Origin of the sequence: Salmonella sp. JXY0409-18, assembly GCF_020268625.1 — a bacterium.
GTDB lineage: Bacteria > Pseudomonadota > Gammaproteobacteria > Enterobacterales > Enterobacteriaceae > Salmonella > Salmonella enterica.
Genome location: NZ_CP084216.1, coordinates 4,348,958 through 4,366,057, shown reverse-complemented (window position 1 = coordinate 4,366,057; position 17,100 = coordinate 4,348,958). Strand labels below are relative to the sequence as shown.

The window sequence follows — 17,100 nt, the reverse complement described above, 5'->3', positions numbered from 1 at the left end:
CTGGATGAGAGTTTTTTGACCAAATAACTACTACCGTTTTGAACAATTTCTTTTTCAAAAAACATTTGTTCAGTCCCGTCAGTCAACATTGAGGGAGCGGAGGCAACATGCAAATCAGTCACAATACTGCATCCCCTCTGATTTGTGTGCAGAACATTTATAAAAGTTATTCCGGCGTCGAAGTACTAAAGGGAATTGACTTTACTCTGCATGCGGGAGAGGTGCACGCATTGCTTGGCGGCAATGGTGCGGGTAAATCAACATTAATGAAGATTATTGCCGGTATAGTCCCGCCAGATGGAGGGACTATCGATATTGCTGGTGTGCGTTGCAGTCATTTAACGCCTCTGAAGGCGCACCAGTATGGCATTTACCTGGTTCCCCAGGAGCCTCTGTTATTTCCGAGTTTATCTGTGCGGGAAAATATCTTGTTTGGCTTGCAGGGACGTCAGGCCTCCACGGAAAAAATGCAGCAGCTATTAAAGGCGATGGGATGCCAACTCGATCCGGCGAGCGCTGCGGGTACGCTTGATGTTGCAGACCGCCAGATCGTTGAAATTATGCGCGGCTTGATGCGCGACTCGCGAATCTTAATTCTTGATGAGCCCACGGCGTCGTTAACGCCAGCCGAAACTGACCGGTTATTTACGCGTTTGCAAGAGTTGCTGAAAAAGGGTGTCGGAATTGTATTTATTTCTCATAAGCTACCAGAAATTAGACAGTTAGCTCACTGCGTTAGCGTGATGCGTGACGGTAAAATCGCATTATTCGGAAAAACGCATGACCTTTCTACCGACGAGATTATTCAAGCTATCACCCCGGCAACGCAGGGCGTCAGTCTTTCCGCGAATCAAAAGTTGTGGCTGGAATTGCCTGGCAGCCGCCCGCAGAACGAACGCGGCGCGACGGTATTAGCGCTGGAGTCACTGACGGGCGAAGGTTTTATGAATATCAACCTTGAGGTGCGGGCAGGCGAAATACTTGGTCTGGCCGGGTTGGTCGGCGCGGGACGCACAGAACTGGCTGAAACGCTGTACGGTATTAGACCGGTCAATGCGGGGCGGATGCTGTTCAATGGTGAAGAAATTAACGCCCTGACAACCCAACAGCGGTTGCAGCTCGGCCTGGTCTATTTGCCGGAAGATCGGCAGTCATCCGGGCTGTATCTTGACGCTTCCCTGGCATGGAATGTCTGTTCGCTGACCCACAACCAAAAAGGATTTTGGATAAAGCCCCAGCGGGATAACGCCACTCTTGAACGTTACCACCGCGCGTTAAATATCAAACTCAATAATGCCGAACAGGCGGCGCGTACTTTATCCGGCGGTAACCAGCAAAAAGTATTGATTGCTAAATGCCTGGAAGCCTCTCCGCAATTACTGATTGTCGATGAACCGACCCGCGGTGTCGATGTCTCCGCCCGCAGCGATATTTATCAGCTGTTGCGCAGTATCGCGCAACAAAATGTCGCAGTGCTGTTTATTTCCTCCGATCTGGAAGAGATAGAGCAGATGGCCGATCGCGTATATGTCATGCACCAGGGGGAACTGGGGGGGCCTGCGTTATGCGGCGAGGAAATTAACGTTGATACCATCATGCACGTTGCGTTTGGCGAACATGGTGCGTCGGAGGCAACATGTTGAAATTCATCCAAAATAATCGGGAAGCGACGGCACTGCTGGCAATAGTCTGTTTATTCGTGTTTCCTGGCGCGCTGGATAGCCAGTATTTGAGCGTGCAAACGCTGACAATGGTTTTCAGTAGCGCGCAAATTTTGATGCTGTTGGCGATTGGCGCGACGATGGTAATGCTCACCCGCAATATTGATGTATCGGTGGGCTCGACGACAGGCATGTGCGCGGTATTGCTGGGAGTGATGTTAAACGCCGGCTATAGCCTGCCGGTCGCCTGCCTGGCCACACTAATATTAGGAATTGTCGCCGGATTTTTTAATGGCGTACTGGTTGCCTGGTTGAAGATACCCGCCATTGTCGCCACGCTGGGAACGCTGGGCTTGTATCGTGGGATCATGCTGCTATGGACAGGGGGGAAATGGATTGAAGGATTACCCGCAGGCTTAAAGCAACTCTCTGCTCCTGTGTTTCTGGGAATTTCCGCAATCGGCTGGTTTACCCTGGTGTTAGCGCTGCTTATGGCCTGGCTCCTGGCGAAAACCGCCTTTGGCCGCAATTTTTACGCCACCGGCGATAACCTGCAGGGTGCCCGGCAATTGGGTGTCCGTACCGAGATGGTACGCATCATGGCATTTTCACTTAATGGCGGTATGGCGGCATTGGCTGGAATCGTGTTTGCCTCGCAGATTGGCTTCATTCCCAATCAAACCGGCACGGGGCTGGAAATGAAAGCCATCGCGGCCTGCGTATTGGGGGGAATTAGCCTGTTAGGCGGGTCAGGCACGGTCATCGGCGCTATTCTCGGCGCTTATTTTCTTACGCAAATCGATAGTGTGTTAGTGCTGCTGCGTATCCCCGCCTGGTGGAACGATTTTATTGCTGGCCTGGTATTGTTGGGCGTACTGGTATTCGATGGGCGGCTGCGTTGTGCATTACAACGCAATCTGCGCCGCCAGAAATATGCCCGTTTTATATCACCACCCACTCCACTACAGACGGAAGCAAAAACGCACGCACAACAGAATAAAAACAAAGAGGTGGCATAATGAATCCATGGCGACGCTATAGCTGGGAAATTGCGCTGGCAGCCTTATTGATCTTTGAAATTCTGGCTTTCGGTCTGATTAATCCACGTTTATTAGATATTAATGTCTTACTTTTTAGCACTAGCGATTTTATTTGTATCGGTATTGTCGCTTTGCCGCTAACAATGGTTATTGTCAGCGGTGGTATGGATATTTCATTTGGTTCTACAATCGGGCTATGCGCGATTACCCTGGGTGTGCTGTTTCAGCTCGGTATGCCGCTACCTTTAGCGATTATTATTACCCTACTACTCGGCGCAATATGTGGGCTGATAAATGCCGGACTTATTATTTATACCGGCGTAAACCCGTTGGTGATTACCCTGGGAACCATGTATTTATTTGGTGGTAGCGCATTATTGTTATCTGGTATGGCTGGCGCCACGGGTTATGAAGGTATTGGTGGATTTCCCACAGCGTTCACTGACTTTTCCAATATTTCATTTCTTGGTATTCCCATGCCGCTTATTTTTTTTCTTGTGTGCTGTCTGTTTTTCTGGCTGCTCATGCATCGCACGCATATGGGACGCAACGTTTTCCTGATTGGCCAGAGCGCCCGTGTCGCGCAGTACAGCGCGATCCCGGTGAATCGCACGTTGTATACCGTGTATGCCATGACCGGATGCGCCTCCGCGATCGCCGCCGTATTACTGGTTTCTTACTTTGGCTCCGCACGTTCGGATCTGGGCGCCTCTTTCCTGATGCCGGCTATTACGGCGGTTGTGCTGGGAGGCGCCAATATTTATGGCGGCTCCGGGTCGATTATGGGGTCCGCGTTGGCGGCGCTGCTGGTGGGATTTTTACAGCAGGGGCTACAGATGGCCGGAGTGCCGAATCAAATTTCCAGCGCATTGTCCGGTGCGCTTCTCATTGTTGTTGTCGTTGGTCGTTCCGTCAGTTTGCATCGTCACCAAATCCTTGAATGGTACTCACGCCGTCGCAATGCGCATCAGGCATGATTTCCTTTTGAAATTTATGGAGAAAAAAATGGCAAGACACAGCATTAAAATGATCGCCTTACTCACTGCGTTTGGTCTGGCATCTGCGGTAATGACCGTGCAGGCGGCAGAGCGGATTGCTTTTATTCCCAAACTGGTTGGCGTGGGCTTTTTTACCAGTGGCGGCAATGGCGCGCAGGAAGCGGGAAAAGCGCTGGGTATTGACGTAACTTACGATGGCCCTACAGAGCCCAGCGTCTCAGGCCAGGTTCAACTGGTGAATAACTTTGTCAATCAGGGGTATGACGCCATTATCGTTTCTGCCGTTTCGCCTGATGGCCTGTGCCCGGCGTTGAAGCGGGCAATGCAAAGAGGCGTGAAAATATTAACCTGGGATTCCGATACCAAGCCGGAGTGCCGTTCTTACTATATCAATCAAGGGACGCCAAAACAGCTCGGCAGCATGCTGGTAGAGATGGCCGCTCATCAGGTGGACAAAGAGAAAGCGAAAGTCGCTTTCTTCTATTCCAGCCCAACGGTGACCGACCAGAACCAGTGGGTAAAAGAAGCTAAAGCCAAAATTAGCCAGGAACATCCGGGGTGGGAGATAGTCACTACCCAGTTTGGCTATAACGATGCCACGAAATCGCTCCAGACGGCGGAAGGTATCATCAAAGCGTATCCCGATCTGGATGCCATCATCGCGCCTGACGCTAACGCTTTACCTGCTGCGGCACAGGCGGCGGAGAACCTTAAACGCAATAATCTCGCGATTGTTGGTTTTAGTACGCCGAATGTAATGCGCCCTTATGTTCAGCGCGGCACTGTTAAAGAGTTTGGCCTGTGGGATGTCGTCCAACAGGGAAAAATTTCCGTATATGTCGCCAACGCGTTGCTGAAAAATATGCCAATGAATGTCGGTGATTCACTGGATATTCCCGGCATCGGCAAAGTCACCGTTTCACCTAATAGTGAGCAGGGATATCACTATGAGGCAAAAGGTAACGGCATTGTGTTATTGCCGGAGCGTGTCATTTTCAACAAAGACAATATCGACAAATATGATTTCTGATAACTGTTATGTATCGACGGAGTAAAGAATGGCTGATTTAGATGATATTAAAGATGGCAAAGATTTTCACACCGATAAACCACAAACTAACACTTTGTTCGCATTAAAAGGCTGTGGCGCGCTGGATTGGGGAATGCAGTCCAGACTGGCGAGGATTTTTAATCCCAAGACCAGAAAAACGGTCATGCTGGCCTTTGACCATGGATATTTCCAGGGGCCGACAACCGGACTTGAGCGTATTGATATCAATATTGCGCCGCTCTTTGAATATGCTGATGTCTTAATGTGTACTCGCGGCATATTACGCAGTGTGGTACCTCCGGCAATCAATAAACCAGTCGTTTTACGCGCGTCCGGGGCGAATTCTATTCTCACTGAATTAAGCAATGAGGCGGTTGCGGTGGCGATGGATGACGCTGTGCGGTTGAATAGCTGTGCTGCTGCCGCACAGGTTTATATTGGTAGTGAGCATGAACATCAGTCGATTAAAAATATTATTCAACTGATTGATGCCGGGTTACGCGTCGGGATGCCAATAATGGCAGTGACCGGGGTGGGTAAAGATATGGCTCGCGACCAGCGTTATTTTTCACTGGCAACGCGTATCGCTGCGGAAATGGGGGCGCAAATTATCAAAACGTATTATGTCGATAAAGGTTTTGAGCGTATTGCGGCAGGTTGTCCGGTGCCGATTGTCATCGCCGGCGGTAAAAAACTGCCTGAACGTGAAGCATTGGAAATGTGCTATCAGGCGATTGACCAGGGGGCTTCTGGCGTAGATATGGGGCGTAATATATTCCAGTCAGAAGATCCGGTAGCCATGATTAAAGCGGTACATGCTGTCGTTCATCATAACGAAACAGCAGAGCGTGCTTATGAGCTGTTTTTGAGTGAGAAAGGTTAAATGAGATCGCTTCCCCATCTTTTACCGATGCGAGGAGATGGGGATGACTGTTATTTTATTTGGAATAATCAGGGGGTTAATGATGCACGTTACGCTGGTTGAAATTAACGTTCATGATGACAAGGTTGAACAATTTATCGATGTTTTTCGGCAAAATCATCTGGGCTCAATTAAAGAGCCGGGTAACTTGCGTTTTGATGTTCTGCAGGATCCGCAGGTGCCTACGCGATTTTATATTTATGAAGCCTACGTTGATGAACAGGCCGTCGCTTTTCATAAGACAACGCCACACTATAAAACTTGCGTGGAGCAGCTTGAACCGTTGATGACCGGTCCTCGGACAAAAAAAGTTTTTATGGGTTTGATGCCTTAAGGAGCGCTCATGAACAGCCAGTTTGCCGGATTAACGCGCGAAGCATGTGTGGCATTGTTAGCGTCATATCCGCTTAGTGTGGGTATTCTGGCAGGGCAGTGGATTGCGTTGCATCGCTATCTGCAACAGTTGGAAGCGTTAAACCAGCCGCTGTTGCATTTGGATTTGATGGATGGTCAATTTTGCCCGCAGTTTACCGTTGGGCCATGGGCAGTTGGGCAACTGCCGCAAACCTTTATCAAAGATGTTCATTTGATGGTAGCGGATCAATGGACGGCGGCGCAAGCCTGCGTGAAGGCGGGCGCACACTGCATCACGCTTCAGGCTGAAGGCGATATTCATCTGCATCATACGCTAAGCTGGCTTGGTCAGCAGACCGTGCCCGTTATTGGCGGTGAAATGCCGGTGATCCGGGGGATTAGTTTATGCCCGGCAACGCCTCTGGATGTCATTGTCCCCATTCTGAGCGACATCGAGGTTATTCAACTACTGGCAGTGAACCCTGGATACGGCAGTAAAATGCGCTCCAGTGATTTGCACGAGCGCGTGGCGCAGCTTCTCTGTCTACTTGGTGATAAACGCGAAGGTAAAATTATCGTTATTGATGGGTCGTTAACGCAGGAGCAATTGCCTTCGCTGATTGCACAGGGCATCGATCGTGTTGTTTCTGGTAGTGCGTTATTTCGTGATGATCGGCTGGTTGAGAATACGCGGAGCTGGAGGGCGATGTTTAAGGTTGCCGGGGATACTACTTTCTTACCCTCCACAGCATAAATGCCGGATGGCGGCTTTACCTTATCAGGCCTACATAAGCACTCGGCTGGTAGGCCTGATAAGCACAGCGCCATCAGACATTGATCGGCAATTAAGCCTGTTTAGCAGCTTCTGCTGCTTTCACGATCACCGCGAAAGCGTCAGCTTTCAGAGAAGCACCGCCAACCAGCGCGCCGTCGATGTCCGGCTGCGCGAACAGTTCGGCTGCGTTGGAGGCATTAACAGAACCGCCGTACTGGATAATGACCTGTTCAGCGATTTTCGCGTCAGCTTTAGCAATGTGGTCACGGATGAATTTGTGAACCGCCTGCGCCTGCGCAGGAGTTGCAGATTTACCGGTACCGATCGCCCATACGGGTTCATAAGCGATAACCGCGCCTTCAAAGGCTGCCGCGCCCTGCGTTTTCAGTACCGCGTCGATCTGGCGTGCGCATACTTCTTCTGTTTTGCCCGCTTCGTTTTCCGCTTCGGTTTCACCGATGCACAGTACCGGCGTCAGACCTTGTTCTTTCAGTACGGCGAATTTTTTGGCGATCAGCTCGTCAGATTCTTTGTGATAAGTACGACGCTCGGAGTGGCCGATAATAATGTACTGCGCGCCGATATCCTTCAGCATTTCAGCCGAAGTTTCACCGGTGAATGCGCCAGACAGATTCAGATCAACGTTCTGCGCGCCCAGCATGATGTGGCTGCCGGCAGCAGCGCGTTTCGCCAGATCGATATACATTTCCGGCGGAGCGATTGCCACGTCGCAGCCTGCTACGCCCGTCAGTTCTTTACGCAGGTTAGCCACCAGTTCGTTTACCATGTGGCGGCTGCCGTTCAGTTTCCAGTTACCCATCACTAAAGGATGTCGCATTTCATTTCTCCACGCTTAGTCAGCGAATTAAGGAAGATGGCCGCTCGTCAGAGCAGCATGGTCTGTGAAACAGTATAGAGATTCATCCCCGGAAAGGCTTTGCTTTTTGTCATCAATTCGCCCCTTCCAGATTTTCAGATAACGCCAGCTTAATCGGTTCAACCGCGAAGGTCAGCCCCTTTTCGCCGTTATCTGCGACAACATAACGTACCGCGCCTTCTGTCTCGGCGTAATAGTGTTTACCTTTACCGGCGATAAGCATCTTTTGCAGTTTTTTCTGGCTTTGCTCTTTTGTCAGCAACGGGGCGACAGTACGAATAATGGCGGCCATATATTCCAGCGCTTTCGCTTTCGCCGCTTTCTGTTCCGGCCCCTGAATGGGCAGCCAGGTAATCTGCATACTTTTCACTTTGAGCGTACCGCGCTCCAACGCCGTGGAGGCATACAGATTTTCGTTAATCTTACTGGCGGCGCGGGTCAGATTCGCCTTATCGCGGCTATTCTCAATGGCGCGAAATTCATTGAGCGGCAGATCGGGATTCTGGCGGTTAAAGTTCTCACGAAACTGGCTAATAGAAAGATCAAAGGTTGGCGAGCCCGCCAGCAGATAGGGCGCTGTCGTGGTCGATGAAGAGAGCTGCGCGTGCGCCGTTATGCTGGCGGTGAGAGCAGAAAACAACAGTAGAAACAGAGTACATCCTGGCTTCATCAATCTTACCTTTCGTTAGGACTGCTCACGATTAAAACGATAACTGTCGGGCTTGTCAAAAGGGTAAACTGTAGCGGAAGGCAAAATATAAGGAACTTACATGACCATACAGCAATGGTTATTCTCATTTAAAGGGCGTATCGGACGCCGTGATTTCTGGATTTGGATCGGCCTCTGGTTTGCCGGGATGCTGGCGCTATTTTCGCTGGCGGGGAAAAATCTGCTTGATATCCAAACGGCGGCATTTTGCCTGGTGTGCCTGCTGTGGCCGACCGCCGCCGTCATGGTCAAACGTCTGCATGACCGGGGACGTTCCGGCGCGTGGGCGTTGCTAATGATTCTGGCGTGGATGCTGCTGGCCGGAAACTGGGTGATGCTGCCGGGGATGTGGCAGTGGGTCGTCGGGCGATTTATTCCGACGCTGATCCTGGTGATGATGCTTATCGATCTGGGCGCGTTTGTCGGTGTTCAGGGGGAAAATAAGTTTGGGAAAGCGACACAGGACGTGAAGTTTAAAGCAGAATCGTAAACGGGCGGTAAACCGTAATTTGCCCGGTGGCGCTGACGCTTACCGGGCCCACAGATTGGTGATGATTTGCAGGAGGCCGGATAAGCCCCAGCCGCCATTCGGTAAAACATCACCAGTAATGTTCAGCCGTCATCTGCCCCGGTCGGCGGCGCAGATGTTTAGTCATCTGTCGGGTCTCTTTCAGCAGTTGCTGCGTATCGCGCACCATCTGCGGGTTCCCGCACAGCATGACGTGGCTGGTCTCTTTATCCATCGGTAATCCAACGGCTTTTTCCAGCTCGCCGTTTTCAATGAGCGCTGGCACGCGTCCGGTAAGCGAGCCTGGCACGCTCTCCCGGCTGACCACCGTTTGGATGCGCAGCTTGCCTTCATAACGCTGTTGCAGTTCCAGCATTAGCGGCAGATAGCTTAAATCGGCGGCGAAGCGTGCGGCGTGGACCAAGACCAGATTTTTAAAGCGCGCGACATCCTGGCCATATTGCAGAATAGACAAATACGGGCCAATAGCGGTTCCGGTTGCCAGCATCCATAGCGTCTCGCAGTCAGGCACTTCATCCAGTACAAAGAAACCCGACGCGTCGCTGACCACTTGCACCTCATCGCCAGGTTTTAGCGCTGCCAGCCGCGGGCTGAGCTTTCCTTGCGGCACCGTCACCAGATAAAACTCTAAATTCGGATTGTCAGGCGCATTGACATAGGAATACGCGCGCTGAACGCGCTCGCCATCGATCTCCAGTCCGAGTTTGGTAAATTGGCCTGCAGTAAAAGGATTAATGGGGGCGTGAACGGTCAGGCTGAACAGTGCGTCAGTCCAGTTTTGCACCTTAGTGACTTTACCTGTTACCCAATCGGCCATGGTTTTCTCCTGTTCTGAATCGCTAACCTTATCTTCGTTCGTCAGGAGAAAGATTTCCAGCCCCGCGAGGCTGGAAGGCTCTAACTAACAAATGCGCTAGAGGATATGCGCCTGCACATCCGGATCTTTACGATCAAGATAGTGGATCGACTGAATGCGGCGGATGGTGCGTGATTTGCCGCGGATCAGCAGTGTTTCCGTCGTGGCAATATGGCCTTTTCGGCTAATTCCTTCCAGCAGATCGCCTTTCGTGATGCCGGTCGCGGAGAAAATAACGTTATCGCTACGCGCCATATCGCCCAGGCATAACGCCTTGCCCGCTTCAATGCCCATTGCTTTGCAGCGCGCCAGTTCCTGTTCGCCAATGCGGCGGTTTTCTTCGCTGTCGCCTTTCACGTCATGGCGCGCCAGCAGACGCCCCTGCATATCGCCGTCCAGCGCGCGGATCACCGCTGCGGATACCACGCCTTCTGGTGCGCCGCCAATCCCGTACAGCACGTCGACTTCGCTATCCGGCATACAGGTCAGAATTGAGGCCGCGACGTCGCCGTCAGGAATGGCAAACACGCGTACGCCCAGTTTAGCCATCTCTGCGATAACCTCGTCATGACGCGGTTTTGCCAGAATAGTCACGGTCAGATCGCCAAGCGGTTTACCCAGCGCATCCGCGATGTTGCGCAGGTTATCCGCCAGCGGCAGGTTGAGATCAATTGCCCCTTTGGCGCCCGGACCGACAATCAGTTTTTCCATATACATATCGGGCGCATTCAGGAAACAGCCTTTATCGCCGACCGCCAGCACCGCCAGCGCGTTCGCCTGACCCATCGCCGTCATGCGCGTGCCCTCAATCGGATCGACGGCGATATCTACCGCATCGCCGTGGCCAGTACCGACTTTCTCGCCGATATAGAGCATCGGGGCCTCGTCGATTTCGCCTTCGCCAATCACGATGGTGCCGTCAATGTTGACCTGGTTGAGCATGATACGCATGGCGTTGACCGCCGCGCCGTCCGCGGTATTTTTATCGCCGCGTCCCAGCCATTTGTAGCCAGCCAGCGCCGCCGCTTCGGTCACACGGGAAAATTCGATGGCAAGTTCTCGTCTCATAAAAAACTCGTAGCAAAAAGGAGTGGCGCGCAGTGTAGCACAGGGGAAGGAGGGAATAATTGATGTGTGTGCGGAGTTGCCCCCGCACAAAGATTTTGCCGGATGGCGACCTTACTTGTCGTGCTCTTCCCACGCCATTGCGCGTTTAACCGCTTTCTTCCAGCCGCTGTAACGGTAGTTACGCTCGGTGGTTTCAATGCCGGGGCGGAATTCTCGTTCAATGACGGCTTTTTCCTGCAGCTCGTCCAGGTTCTGCCAGTAACCGACGGCCAGACCAGCCAGATAGGCGGCGCCCAGCGCGGTCACTTCGCGCACTTCCGGGCGTTCCACCCGCGTGCCGAGAATATCTGACTGGAACTGCATCAGGAAGTTGTTGGCCACTGCGCCGCCGTCCACACGCAGAGCGTGCAGGCGGATACCGGAGTCGGCCTGCATCGCTTCCAGTACGTCGCGGGTCTGGTAAGCGATGGATTCGAGCGTCGCGCGGATAATGTGATTAGAGTTCACGCCGCGGGTCAGGCCAAAAATGGCACCGCGGGCATACGGATCCCAGTACGGCGCGCCCAGACCGGTGAAGGCCGGAACCACGTAGACACCGTTGGTATCTTTCACTTTCGTGGCGAAATATTCGGAGTCGAACGCGTCGCTGATGAGCTTCATTTCATCACGCAGCCATTGAATGGACGCTCCCGCCATAAACACCGCGCCTTCCAGCGCATAGTTGACTTCGCCGCTTGGGCCGCAGGCGATGGTGGTCAGCAGGCCGTTTTCCGATTTTACCGCTTTCTCGCCGGTGTTCATCAGCATAAAGCAGCCGGTGCCGTAGGTGTTCTTTGCCATTCCTTCCTTTACGCACAGTTGGCCGAATAGCGCGGCCTGCTGATCCCCGGCAATCCCGGCGATAGGAATACGTGTACCGCCTTTACCGCCAATATTGGTCTGGCCGTAGACTTCGGAGGACTTACGTACCTGGGGCAGCATCGCGCGTGGGATATCCAGCACGTCCAGCATCTTATCGTCCCAGTCCAAATCATGGATGTTGAACAGCATGGTTCGTGAGGCGTTGGTGTAATCCGTAACGTGGACGCGGCCCTGCGTCATCTTCCAGATAAGCCAGGTATCCACCGTACCGAACAGCAGCTCGCCACGCTTCGCGCGTTCGCGCGAACCTTCCACATGGTCAAGGATCCATTTCACTTTAGTGCCAGAGAAGTACGGGTCGACGACCAGACCGGTATTGTCGCGGATGTAATCTTCCAGGCCGTCGCGTTTAAGCTGTTCGCAAATATCGGCGGTACGACGGCACTGCCAGACAATAGCGTTGTATATCGGTTTGCCGGTTTCACGTTCCCAGACGATCGCGGTTTCACGTTGGTTGGTGATACCGATAGCGGCAATCTGATCGGAACTGATATCGGCCTTAGCCAGCACTTCTACCAGCGTTGAGCTTTGGGACGCCCAAATTTCCATCGGGTCGTGTTCTACCCAGCCTGGCTTAGGATAAATTTGCTCAAATTCACGCTGTGATACGCTGACGATATTCGCGTCATGATCCATAACGACCGCGCGGGAGCTGGTGGTACCCTGGTCGAGCGCAACGATATATTTTTTTTCAGTCATAATTTTGTCCCGTAATCAGATTACAGCGAAGCATTTTGTTGTGTGGTCGCGGTGGAGTCCTTCTCTTCCACGACGCAGGTATCGCACGGCAAATGACGGCCAATAAATTTGCGATAAGCAAACGCGCCCAGAATGGCGCCGACGATGGGGCCAAACAGCGGCACCAGGAAGTAAGGAATGTCTCTACCGCCGGTAAACGCAATTTCACCCCAGCCGGCAAGCCCGGCGAACATTTTGGGGCCAAAGTCACGCGCCGGATTCATCGCAAATCCGGTCAACGGCCCCATAGAGGCACCGATAACGGCGATCAGTAAACCAATGAGCAGTGGCGCAAGCGGACCGCGAGGTACGCCGTTGCCGTCGTCGGTCAGCGCCAGAATCAGCCCCATCAGAATAGCGGTAATCACCATTTCAACCGCGAAGGCCTGCACAAAATTGATATGAGGATTCGGGTAAGTTGAGAAAATGCCTGCGAGATCGAGACTTTCAACGCTGCCACGGACGATATGGTGGGTTTGTTCGAAGTCCACAAAAAGATTGTAATAAAGCCCGTAAACTAACGCCGCTGCGCAAAAGGCGCCGGCAACTTGAGAAATAATAAAAGGAACAACTTTACGTTTGTCGAAACAGGCAAATAGCCAGAGTGCGATGGTCACTGCCGGGTTCAGGTGTGCGCCAGAAACACCTGCCGTCAGGTAGATAGCCATCGCTACTCCCAGACCCCAGATGACGCTGATTTCCCACTGTCCAAAAGTAGCTCCGGCAACTTTAAGCGCAGCGACACAACCCACACCGAAAAAAATCAACAACCCGGTACCGAGGAATTCAGCAATGCACTGGCCTTTTAAGGTTGATGTTTGACTCATAATCGGATCCTGAAGAGTATGTAATGATTATTGGTATGCGAGGAGGTCATGGACATCCACGATGCCCTGTAGGCACACTGTTAATTTATCGTTAACGAGCAAAAACGAGAAATATCGAAATCAAAATGTGTGTACTGCGTCAATAAAATGAGCGTTATCGCGCCATGAGGCGCATTTTGAGACAGCAGAAGAGAGTGAATTGAATCATTTCATTAACCAATATGTTAACACTTTTAAGTTATTGAATGAATGTTACCAGGAGATGGATGAAAATTGCTGCAAACCGCGATCTACGCGGTATGTCGCTGGACAGCGAGAGCGGGGCTTCATACAATCGACACTATATATTGTGCGCGTTTACGTGAAGCGTCGCCTTGCAATTCAGGAGAGGTAAGATCATGTCTTTAGAAGTGTTTGAGAAACTGGAAGCAAAAGTACAGCAGGCGATTGACACCATCACCCTGTTACAGATGGAAATTGAAGAGCTGAAAGAAAAGAACAACAGCCTGACGCAGGAAGTGCAGTCTGCACAGCATCAGCGTGAAGAACTCGAGCGTGAAAATAATTCTCTGAAGGAACAGCAGAGCGGCTGGCAGGAACGTTTGCAGGCGCTGCTTGGTCGTATGGAAGAAGTCTAATCCTCGTCATATTTCACGTTATGGCGGCGTTGGCTGCGTGCGTTCACCCCAGTCACATAGTGGCCTATGCTCCTGGGGATTCACTTACTTGCCGCCTTGCCCTGACGCGAAATCTATAGAGGATTTAGAATGCGGATACCGGTGGGCCGGATAAGGCGTAAGCTGCTATCCGGCAATCAGCGACAACGCATAAAAAAGGCGCCTTACGGCGCCTTTTTTGATCACTCGATATCAAGCGGGTCTTCGGAAAGGATAATCCCGGTGTTGTCGGCATAGAGATGATCGCCGGAGAAGAACGTCACGCCGCCGAAATTGACGCGCACATCGCTTTCCCCAATGCCTTCACCTGCGGCGCCAACCGGAATGGCGGCGATCGCCTGAATGCCGATATCCAGCTCTTCCAGATCGTCCACCTGACGCACCGCGCCATAGATAACCAGCCCTTCCCATTCATTTTGCGTGGCCAGACGCGCCAGCTCCGCATCGACTAATGCACGGCGGACAGAACCGCCGCCATCGACCAGCAGAACCCGACCACGGCCATTTTGTTCGAGCAGATCGTACAGCAACCCGTTGTCCTCGAAACATTTTACCGTGATGATTTGTCCGCCAAACGACGACCGTCCTCCAAAATTGGAGAACAGCGGTTCCACGACGTTGACATCTTCCTGATAGATGTCACAAAGCTCGGAAGTATCGTATTTCATAGGCTTAACGTTCAGTTGCTGCGAGAATTTTTAGTATATCGCGCTAAGTATACTGTTGGCAAAATCATCAATTGTTAATTGATATTTGTCAGTTAAACGGCCCACTGACTTAAGAGTATCCCAATCACAAATAACAGGTTGGTTAACAACGCGCCTTTAACGGTACGTTCAAGCATCGGGCGCATTGCCGCAGGCTCCCTTTCGCGCATTACGTAGCGCGCTTGTTTAATGAGCAATGGCGCGGCCAGAATAAACAACCATCCCCACGGACTGTGTAGCGAGAGCAGATTAAACAGCGCCAGACAGAGCAGCGCGCCTAGCAACAGGCAGGCGTGATAACGACGCGCGTTGACATCGCCGAGTCGTACCACAAGGGTGTTTTTGCCGTTCTCTCTGTCGCTATTAATATCGCGCAGATTATTAATATTCAGCACCGCCGTCGCCAGTAAACCGCAGGCGGTGGCCGGGAGAATTAGCGCCGGAATCAACGTATGCGCCTGGAGATACCAGCTCCCCATGACACTTAGCCAGCCAAAGAATACCAGGACAGAGATATCACCCAGCCCGATATAACCGTAGGGCCGATTACCCACGGTGTAGGTGATGGCGGCGATAATCGACAGCCCGCCCAAAATCAGGAAGCCGACAAAATCGGTTAACGTATGGCACGCGACCGCCACCAGCGCCAGTCCGGAGATACAGATCAGCACGACGGTAATGATTAACGCCCGCTTCATCTCCTGCCGGGTGATGACGCCTTTTTGCATCCCCCGCAGCGGCCCGATGCGATCCGGTTTATCACTGCCTTTGACAGCGTCGCCGTAATCGTTGGCGAGGTTGGATAAAATTTGCAGCAGCCCGGCGGTGATAAGGGCCAGCAGTGCGACCAGAGGATCGAAATAGCCTTGCCACCATGCCAGGGCCGTACCGACGATAATCGCCGCAAAGGCGAGGGGTAAGGTTTTGGGTCGTAAGCTTTCCAGCCAGGCCTGGGTGCGGCTAATTTGTTGTTGTTCAGTCATATTTAGCGCCAATAAAAATGGGGCTTTTCAGCCCCATCAACAGTGATGAAAATGCATTGGACGCGATTATAAGATAAAACGACTTAGATCTTCATCTGCGACCAGCGCATCCAGATGTTTGCTCACATATTCCGCATCAATTGTGATGTTTTGGCCGTGCAGATCGCTGGCGTTATAGGAAATCTCTTCCATCAGACGCTCCAGTACGGTATGCAGACGGCGCGCGCCGATGTTTTCGGTGGTTTCGTTAACCTGCCAGGCGGCTTCGGCAATACGTTTAATACCGGAATCGGTGAACTCGATATTGACGCCTTCAGTTGCCATCAGCGCTTTATACTGCACGGTGACGGAGGCGTTTGGCTCGGTCAAAATGCGTTCGAAATCGCTGGTGGTCAGCGCCTGAAGTTCAACGCGAATCGGCAGACGGCCCTGCAGTTCCGGGATCAGATCAGACGGCTTCGCCACCTGGAACGCGCCAGAGGCGATAAACAGAATATGATCCGTTTTGACCATCCCGTGTTTGGTCGAAACCGTGCAGCCTTCTACCAGCGGCAGTAAGTCGCGCTGTACGCCTTCGCGTGAAACATCCGGGCCGGAGGTTTCGCCACGCTTACAAATTTTGTCAATTTCATCGATAAACACGATGCCGTGCTGTTCAACCGCGTCGATAGCGTCCTGTTTCAGCTCTTCCGGGTTGACCAGCTTAGCAGCCTCTTCTTCAACCAACAGTTTCATCGCGTCTTTAATTTTCAGCTTACGCGGTTTCTGTTTCTGACCACCCAGGTTCTGGAACATAGACTGCAACTGGCTGGTCATTTCTTCCATGCCCGGAGGCGCCATAATCTCTACGCCCATCGGCGCGGCGGCGAGGTTAATCTCGATCTCTTTATCGTCGAGCTGGCCTTCGCGCAGTTTTTTGCGGAACGTTTGACGGGCGGCAGAAGGCTCCTGCTGCTGTTCGGCCTGGCCCCAGTTATTTTTTGCGGGTGGGATCAGTACGTCGAGAATACGTTCTTCCGCCAACTCTTCCGCACGATAGCGGTTTTTCTCGATAGCCTGTACGCGAACCATTTTCACAGCGGCATCGGTCAGATCGCGGATGATAGAGTCCACTTCTTTCCCGACGTAGCCCACTTCGGTGAATTTGGTGGCTTCGACTTTAATGAACGGCGCGTTGGCGAGTTTCGCCAGACGACGGGCGATTTCGGTTTTACCGACGCCGGTTGGGCCAATCATCAGAATATTTTTCGGCGTTACTTCGTGGCGCAGCTCTTCATCAAGCTGCATACGACGCCAGCGGTTACGCAATGCAATCGCCACGGAACGCTTTGCGTTATCCTGGCCGATAATGTGTTTGTTCAGTTCGCTGACAATTTCGCGTGGGGTCATTTCAGACATGAGAGGTCC

At 52.2% G+C, this 17,100-nt stretch carries 18 protein-coding genes; 9 read left to right on the top strand and 9 right to left on the bottom strand.

The features are described 5' to 3' along the window. Positions 1-107 precede the first annotated feature (107 nt). The 7 genes from lsrA (at position 108) to LDB27_RS21125 (ending at position 6,780) form a co-directional block, all read left to right on the top strand. Positions 108-1,643 (top strand): autoinducer 2 ABC transporter ATP-binding protein LsrA, encoded by a 1,536-nt coding sequence (gene lsrA, locus LDB27_RS21155; RefSeq protein WP_001167248.1) that lies wholly within the window; start codon positions 108-110, stop codon positions 1,641-1,643. Next, on the top strand, positions 1,637-2,680 hold the full coding sequence (gene lsrC / locus LDB27_RS21150; protein ID WP_000911134.1) for an autoinducer 2 ABC transporter permease LsrC: 1,044 nt from the start codon (positions 1,637-1,639) through the stop codon (positions 2,678-2,680). Before lsrA ends, lsrC begins: the two co-directional genes overlap by 7 nt. Next, positions 2,680-3,678: an autoinducer 2 ABC transporter permease LsrD gene (gene lsrD, locus LDB27_RS21145; RefSeq protein WP_001070415.1), complete on the top strand. Its 999-nt coding sequence runs from the start codon at positions 2,680-2,682 to the stop codon at positions 3,676-3,678. The genes lsrC and lsrD overlap by 1 nt, the downstream gene beginning before the upstream one ends. Before the next feature lie 28 nt (positions 3,679-3,706). Further along, positions 3,707-4,729: an autoinducer 2 ABC transporter substrate-binding protein LsrB gene (gene lsrB, locus LDB27_RS21140; RefSeq protein WP_000090739.1), complete on the top strand. Its 1,023-nt coding sequence runs from the start codon at positions 3,707-3,709 to the stop codon at positions 4,727-4,729. Between the two features lie 28 nt (positions 4,730-4,757). Next, positions 4,758-5,633 (top strand): 3-hydroxy-5-phosphonooxypentane-2,4-dione thiolase, encoded by an 876-nt coding sequence (gene lsrF / locus LDB27_RS21135; RefSeq protein WP_000774146.1) that lies wholly within the window; start codon positions 4,758-4,760, stop codon positions 5,631-5,633. An 82-nt stretch (positions 5,634-5,715) separates the two neighbouring features. Then, positions 5,716-6,006, top strand: a complete 291-nt coding sequence (gene lsrG, locus LDB27_RS21130) for a (4S)-4-hydroxy-5-phosphonooxypentane-2,3-dione isomerase (protein ID WP_001543603.1) — start codon at positions 5,716-5,718, stop codon at positions 6,004-6,006. A 9-nt stretch (positions 6,007-6,015) separates the two neighbouring features. Then, complete coding sequence (locus LDB27_RS21125) at positions 6,016-6,780, top strand: epimerase (RefSeq protein ID WP_001088052.1); 765 nt, start codon at positions 6,016-6,018, stop codon at positions 6,778-6,780. A 91-nt stretch (positions 6,781-6,871) separates the two neighbouring features. On the opposite strand, the gene tpiA is transcribed toward LDB27_RS21125, so the two are convergent. Then, positions 6,872-7,639, bottom strand: coding sequence for a triose-phosphate isomerase (gene tpiA, locus LDB27_RS21120; RefSeq protein WP_001216339.1), 768 nt, complete (start codon positions 7,637-7,639; stop codon positions 6,872-6,874). Positions 7,640-7,751: 112 nt separating this feature from the next. Continuing rightward, positions 7,752-8,348 (bottom strand): YiiQ family protein, encoded by a 597-nt coding sequence (locus LDB27_RS21115; protein WP_000802241.1) that lies wholly within the window; start codon positions 8,346-8,348, stop codon positions 7,752-7,754. Between the two features lie 100 nt (positions 8,349-8,448). On the opposite strand from LDB27_RS21115, the gene LDB27_RS21110 reads away from it, so the two are divergent. Further along, entirely contained in the window at positions 8,449-8,877 is a 429-nt protein-coding gene (locus LDB27_RS21110) for a DUF805 domain-containing protein (protein ID WP_000155238.1), read from the top strand. A 109-nt stretch (positions 8,878-8,986) separates the two neighbouring features. On the opposite strand, the gene fpr is transcribed toward LDB27_RS21110, so the two are convergent. The 4 genes from fpr to LDB27_RS21090 form a co-directional block, all read right to left on the bottom strand. Then, positions 8,987-9,733, bottom strand: coding sequence for a ferredoxin--NADP(+) reductase (gene fpr, locus LDB27_RS21105; protein ID WP_000796304.1), 747 nt, complete (start codon positions 9,731-9,733; stop codon positions 8,987-8,989). Between the two features lie 96 nt (positions 9,734-9,829). Beyond that, complete coding sequence (gene glpX, locus LDB27_RS21100; protein ID WP_001250624.1) at positions 9,830-10,840, bottom strand: class II fructose-bisphosphatase; 1,011 nt, start codon at positions 10,838-10,840, stop codon at positions 9,830-9,832. A gap of 111 nt (positions 10,841-10,951) precedes the next feature. After that, the gene (gene glpK, locus LDB27_RS21095; protein ID WP_000136809.1) at positions 10,952-12,460 is read right to left on the bottom strand and encodes a glycerol kinase GlpK; all 1,509 of its coding nucleotides are present in this window, start codon (positions 12,458-12,460) and stop codon (positions 10,952-10,954) included. A 20-nt stretch (positions 12,461-12,480) separates the two neighbouring features. Beyond that, complete coding sequence (locus LDB27_RS21090; protein WP_000084285.1) at positions 12,481-13,326, bottom strand: MIP/aquaporin family protein; 846 nt, start codon at positions 13,324-13,326, stop codon at positions 12,481-12,483. Positions 13,327-13,724: 398 nt separating this feature from the next. Between LDB27_RS21090 and zapB the strand changes: the two genes are divergently transcribed. Next, positions 13,725-13,964 (top strand): septal ring assembly protein ZapB, encoded by a 240-nt coding sequence (gene zapB, locus LDB27_RS21085; RefSeq protein ID WP_000051370.1) that lies wholly within the window; start codon positions 13,725-13,727, stop codon positions 13,962-13,964. Between the two features lie 221 nt (positions 13,965-14,185). Here the strand turns inward: zapB and rraA are convergent, their stop codons facing one another. The 3 genes from rraA to hslU all read right to left on the bottom strand — a co-directional run bounded on the left by rraA (position 14,186) and on the right by hslU (position 17,091). After that, positions 14,186-14,671 (bottom strand): ribonuclease E activity regulator RraA, encoded by a 486-nt coding sequence (rraA, locus tag LDB27_RS21080; RefSeq protein ID WP_000872918.1) that lies wholly within the window; start codon positions 14,669-14,671, stop codon positions 14,186-14,188. A gap of 92 nt (positions 14,672-14,763) precedes the next feature. Further along, entirely contained in the window at positions 14,764-15,693 is a 930-nt protein-coding gene (gene menA, locus LDB27_RS21075) for a 1,4-dihydroxy-2-naphthoate polyprenyltransferase (RefSeq protein WP_000139639.1), read from the bottom strand. Positions 15,694-15,759: 66 nt separating this feature from the next. Next, positions 15,760-17,091 carry an HslU--HslV peptidase ATPase subunit gene (gene hslU, locus LDB27_RS21070; protein ID WP_001293360.1) on the bottom strand — a complete coding sequence of 444 codons (1,332 nt, stop codon included), beginning with the start codon at positions 17,089-17,091 and terminating at the stop codon, positions 15,760-15,762. Between the last annotated feature and the right edge of the window lie 9 nt (positions 17,092-17,100).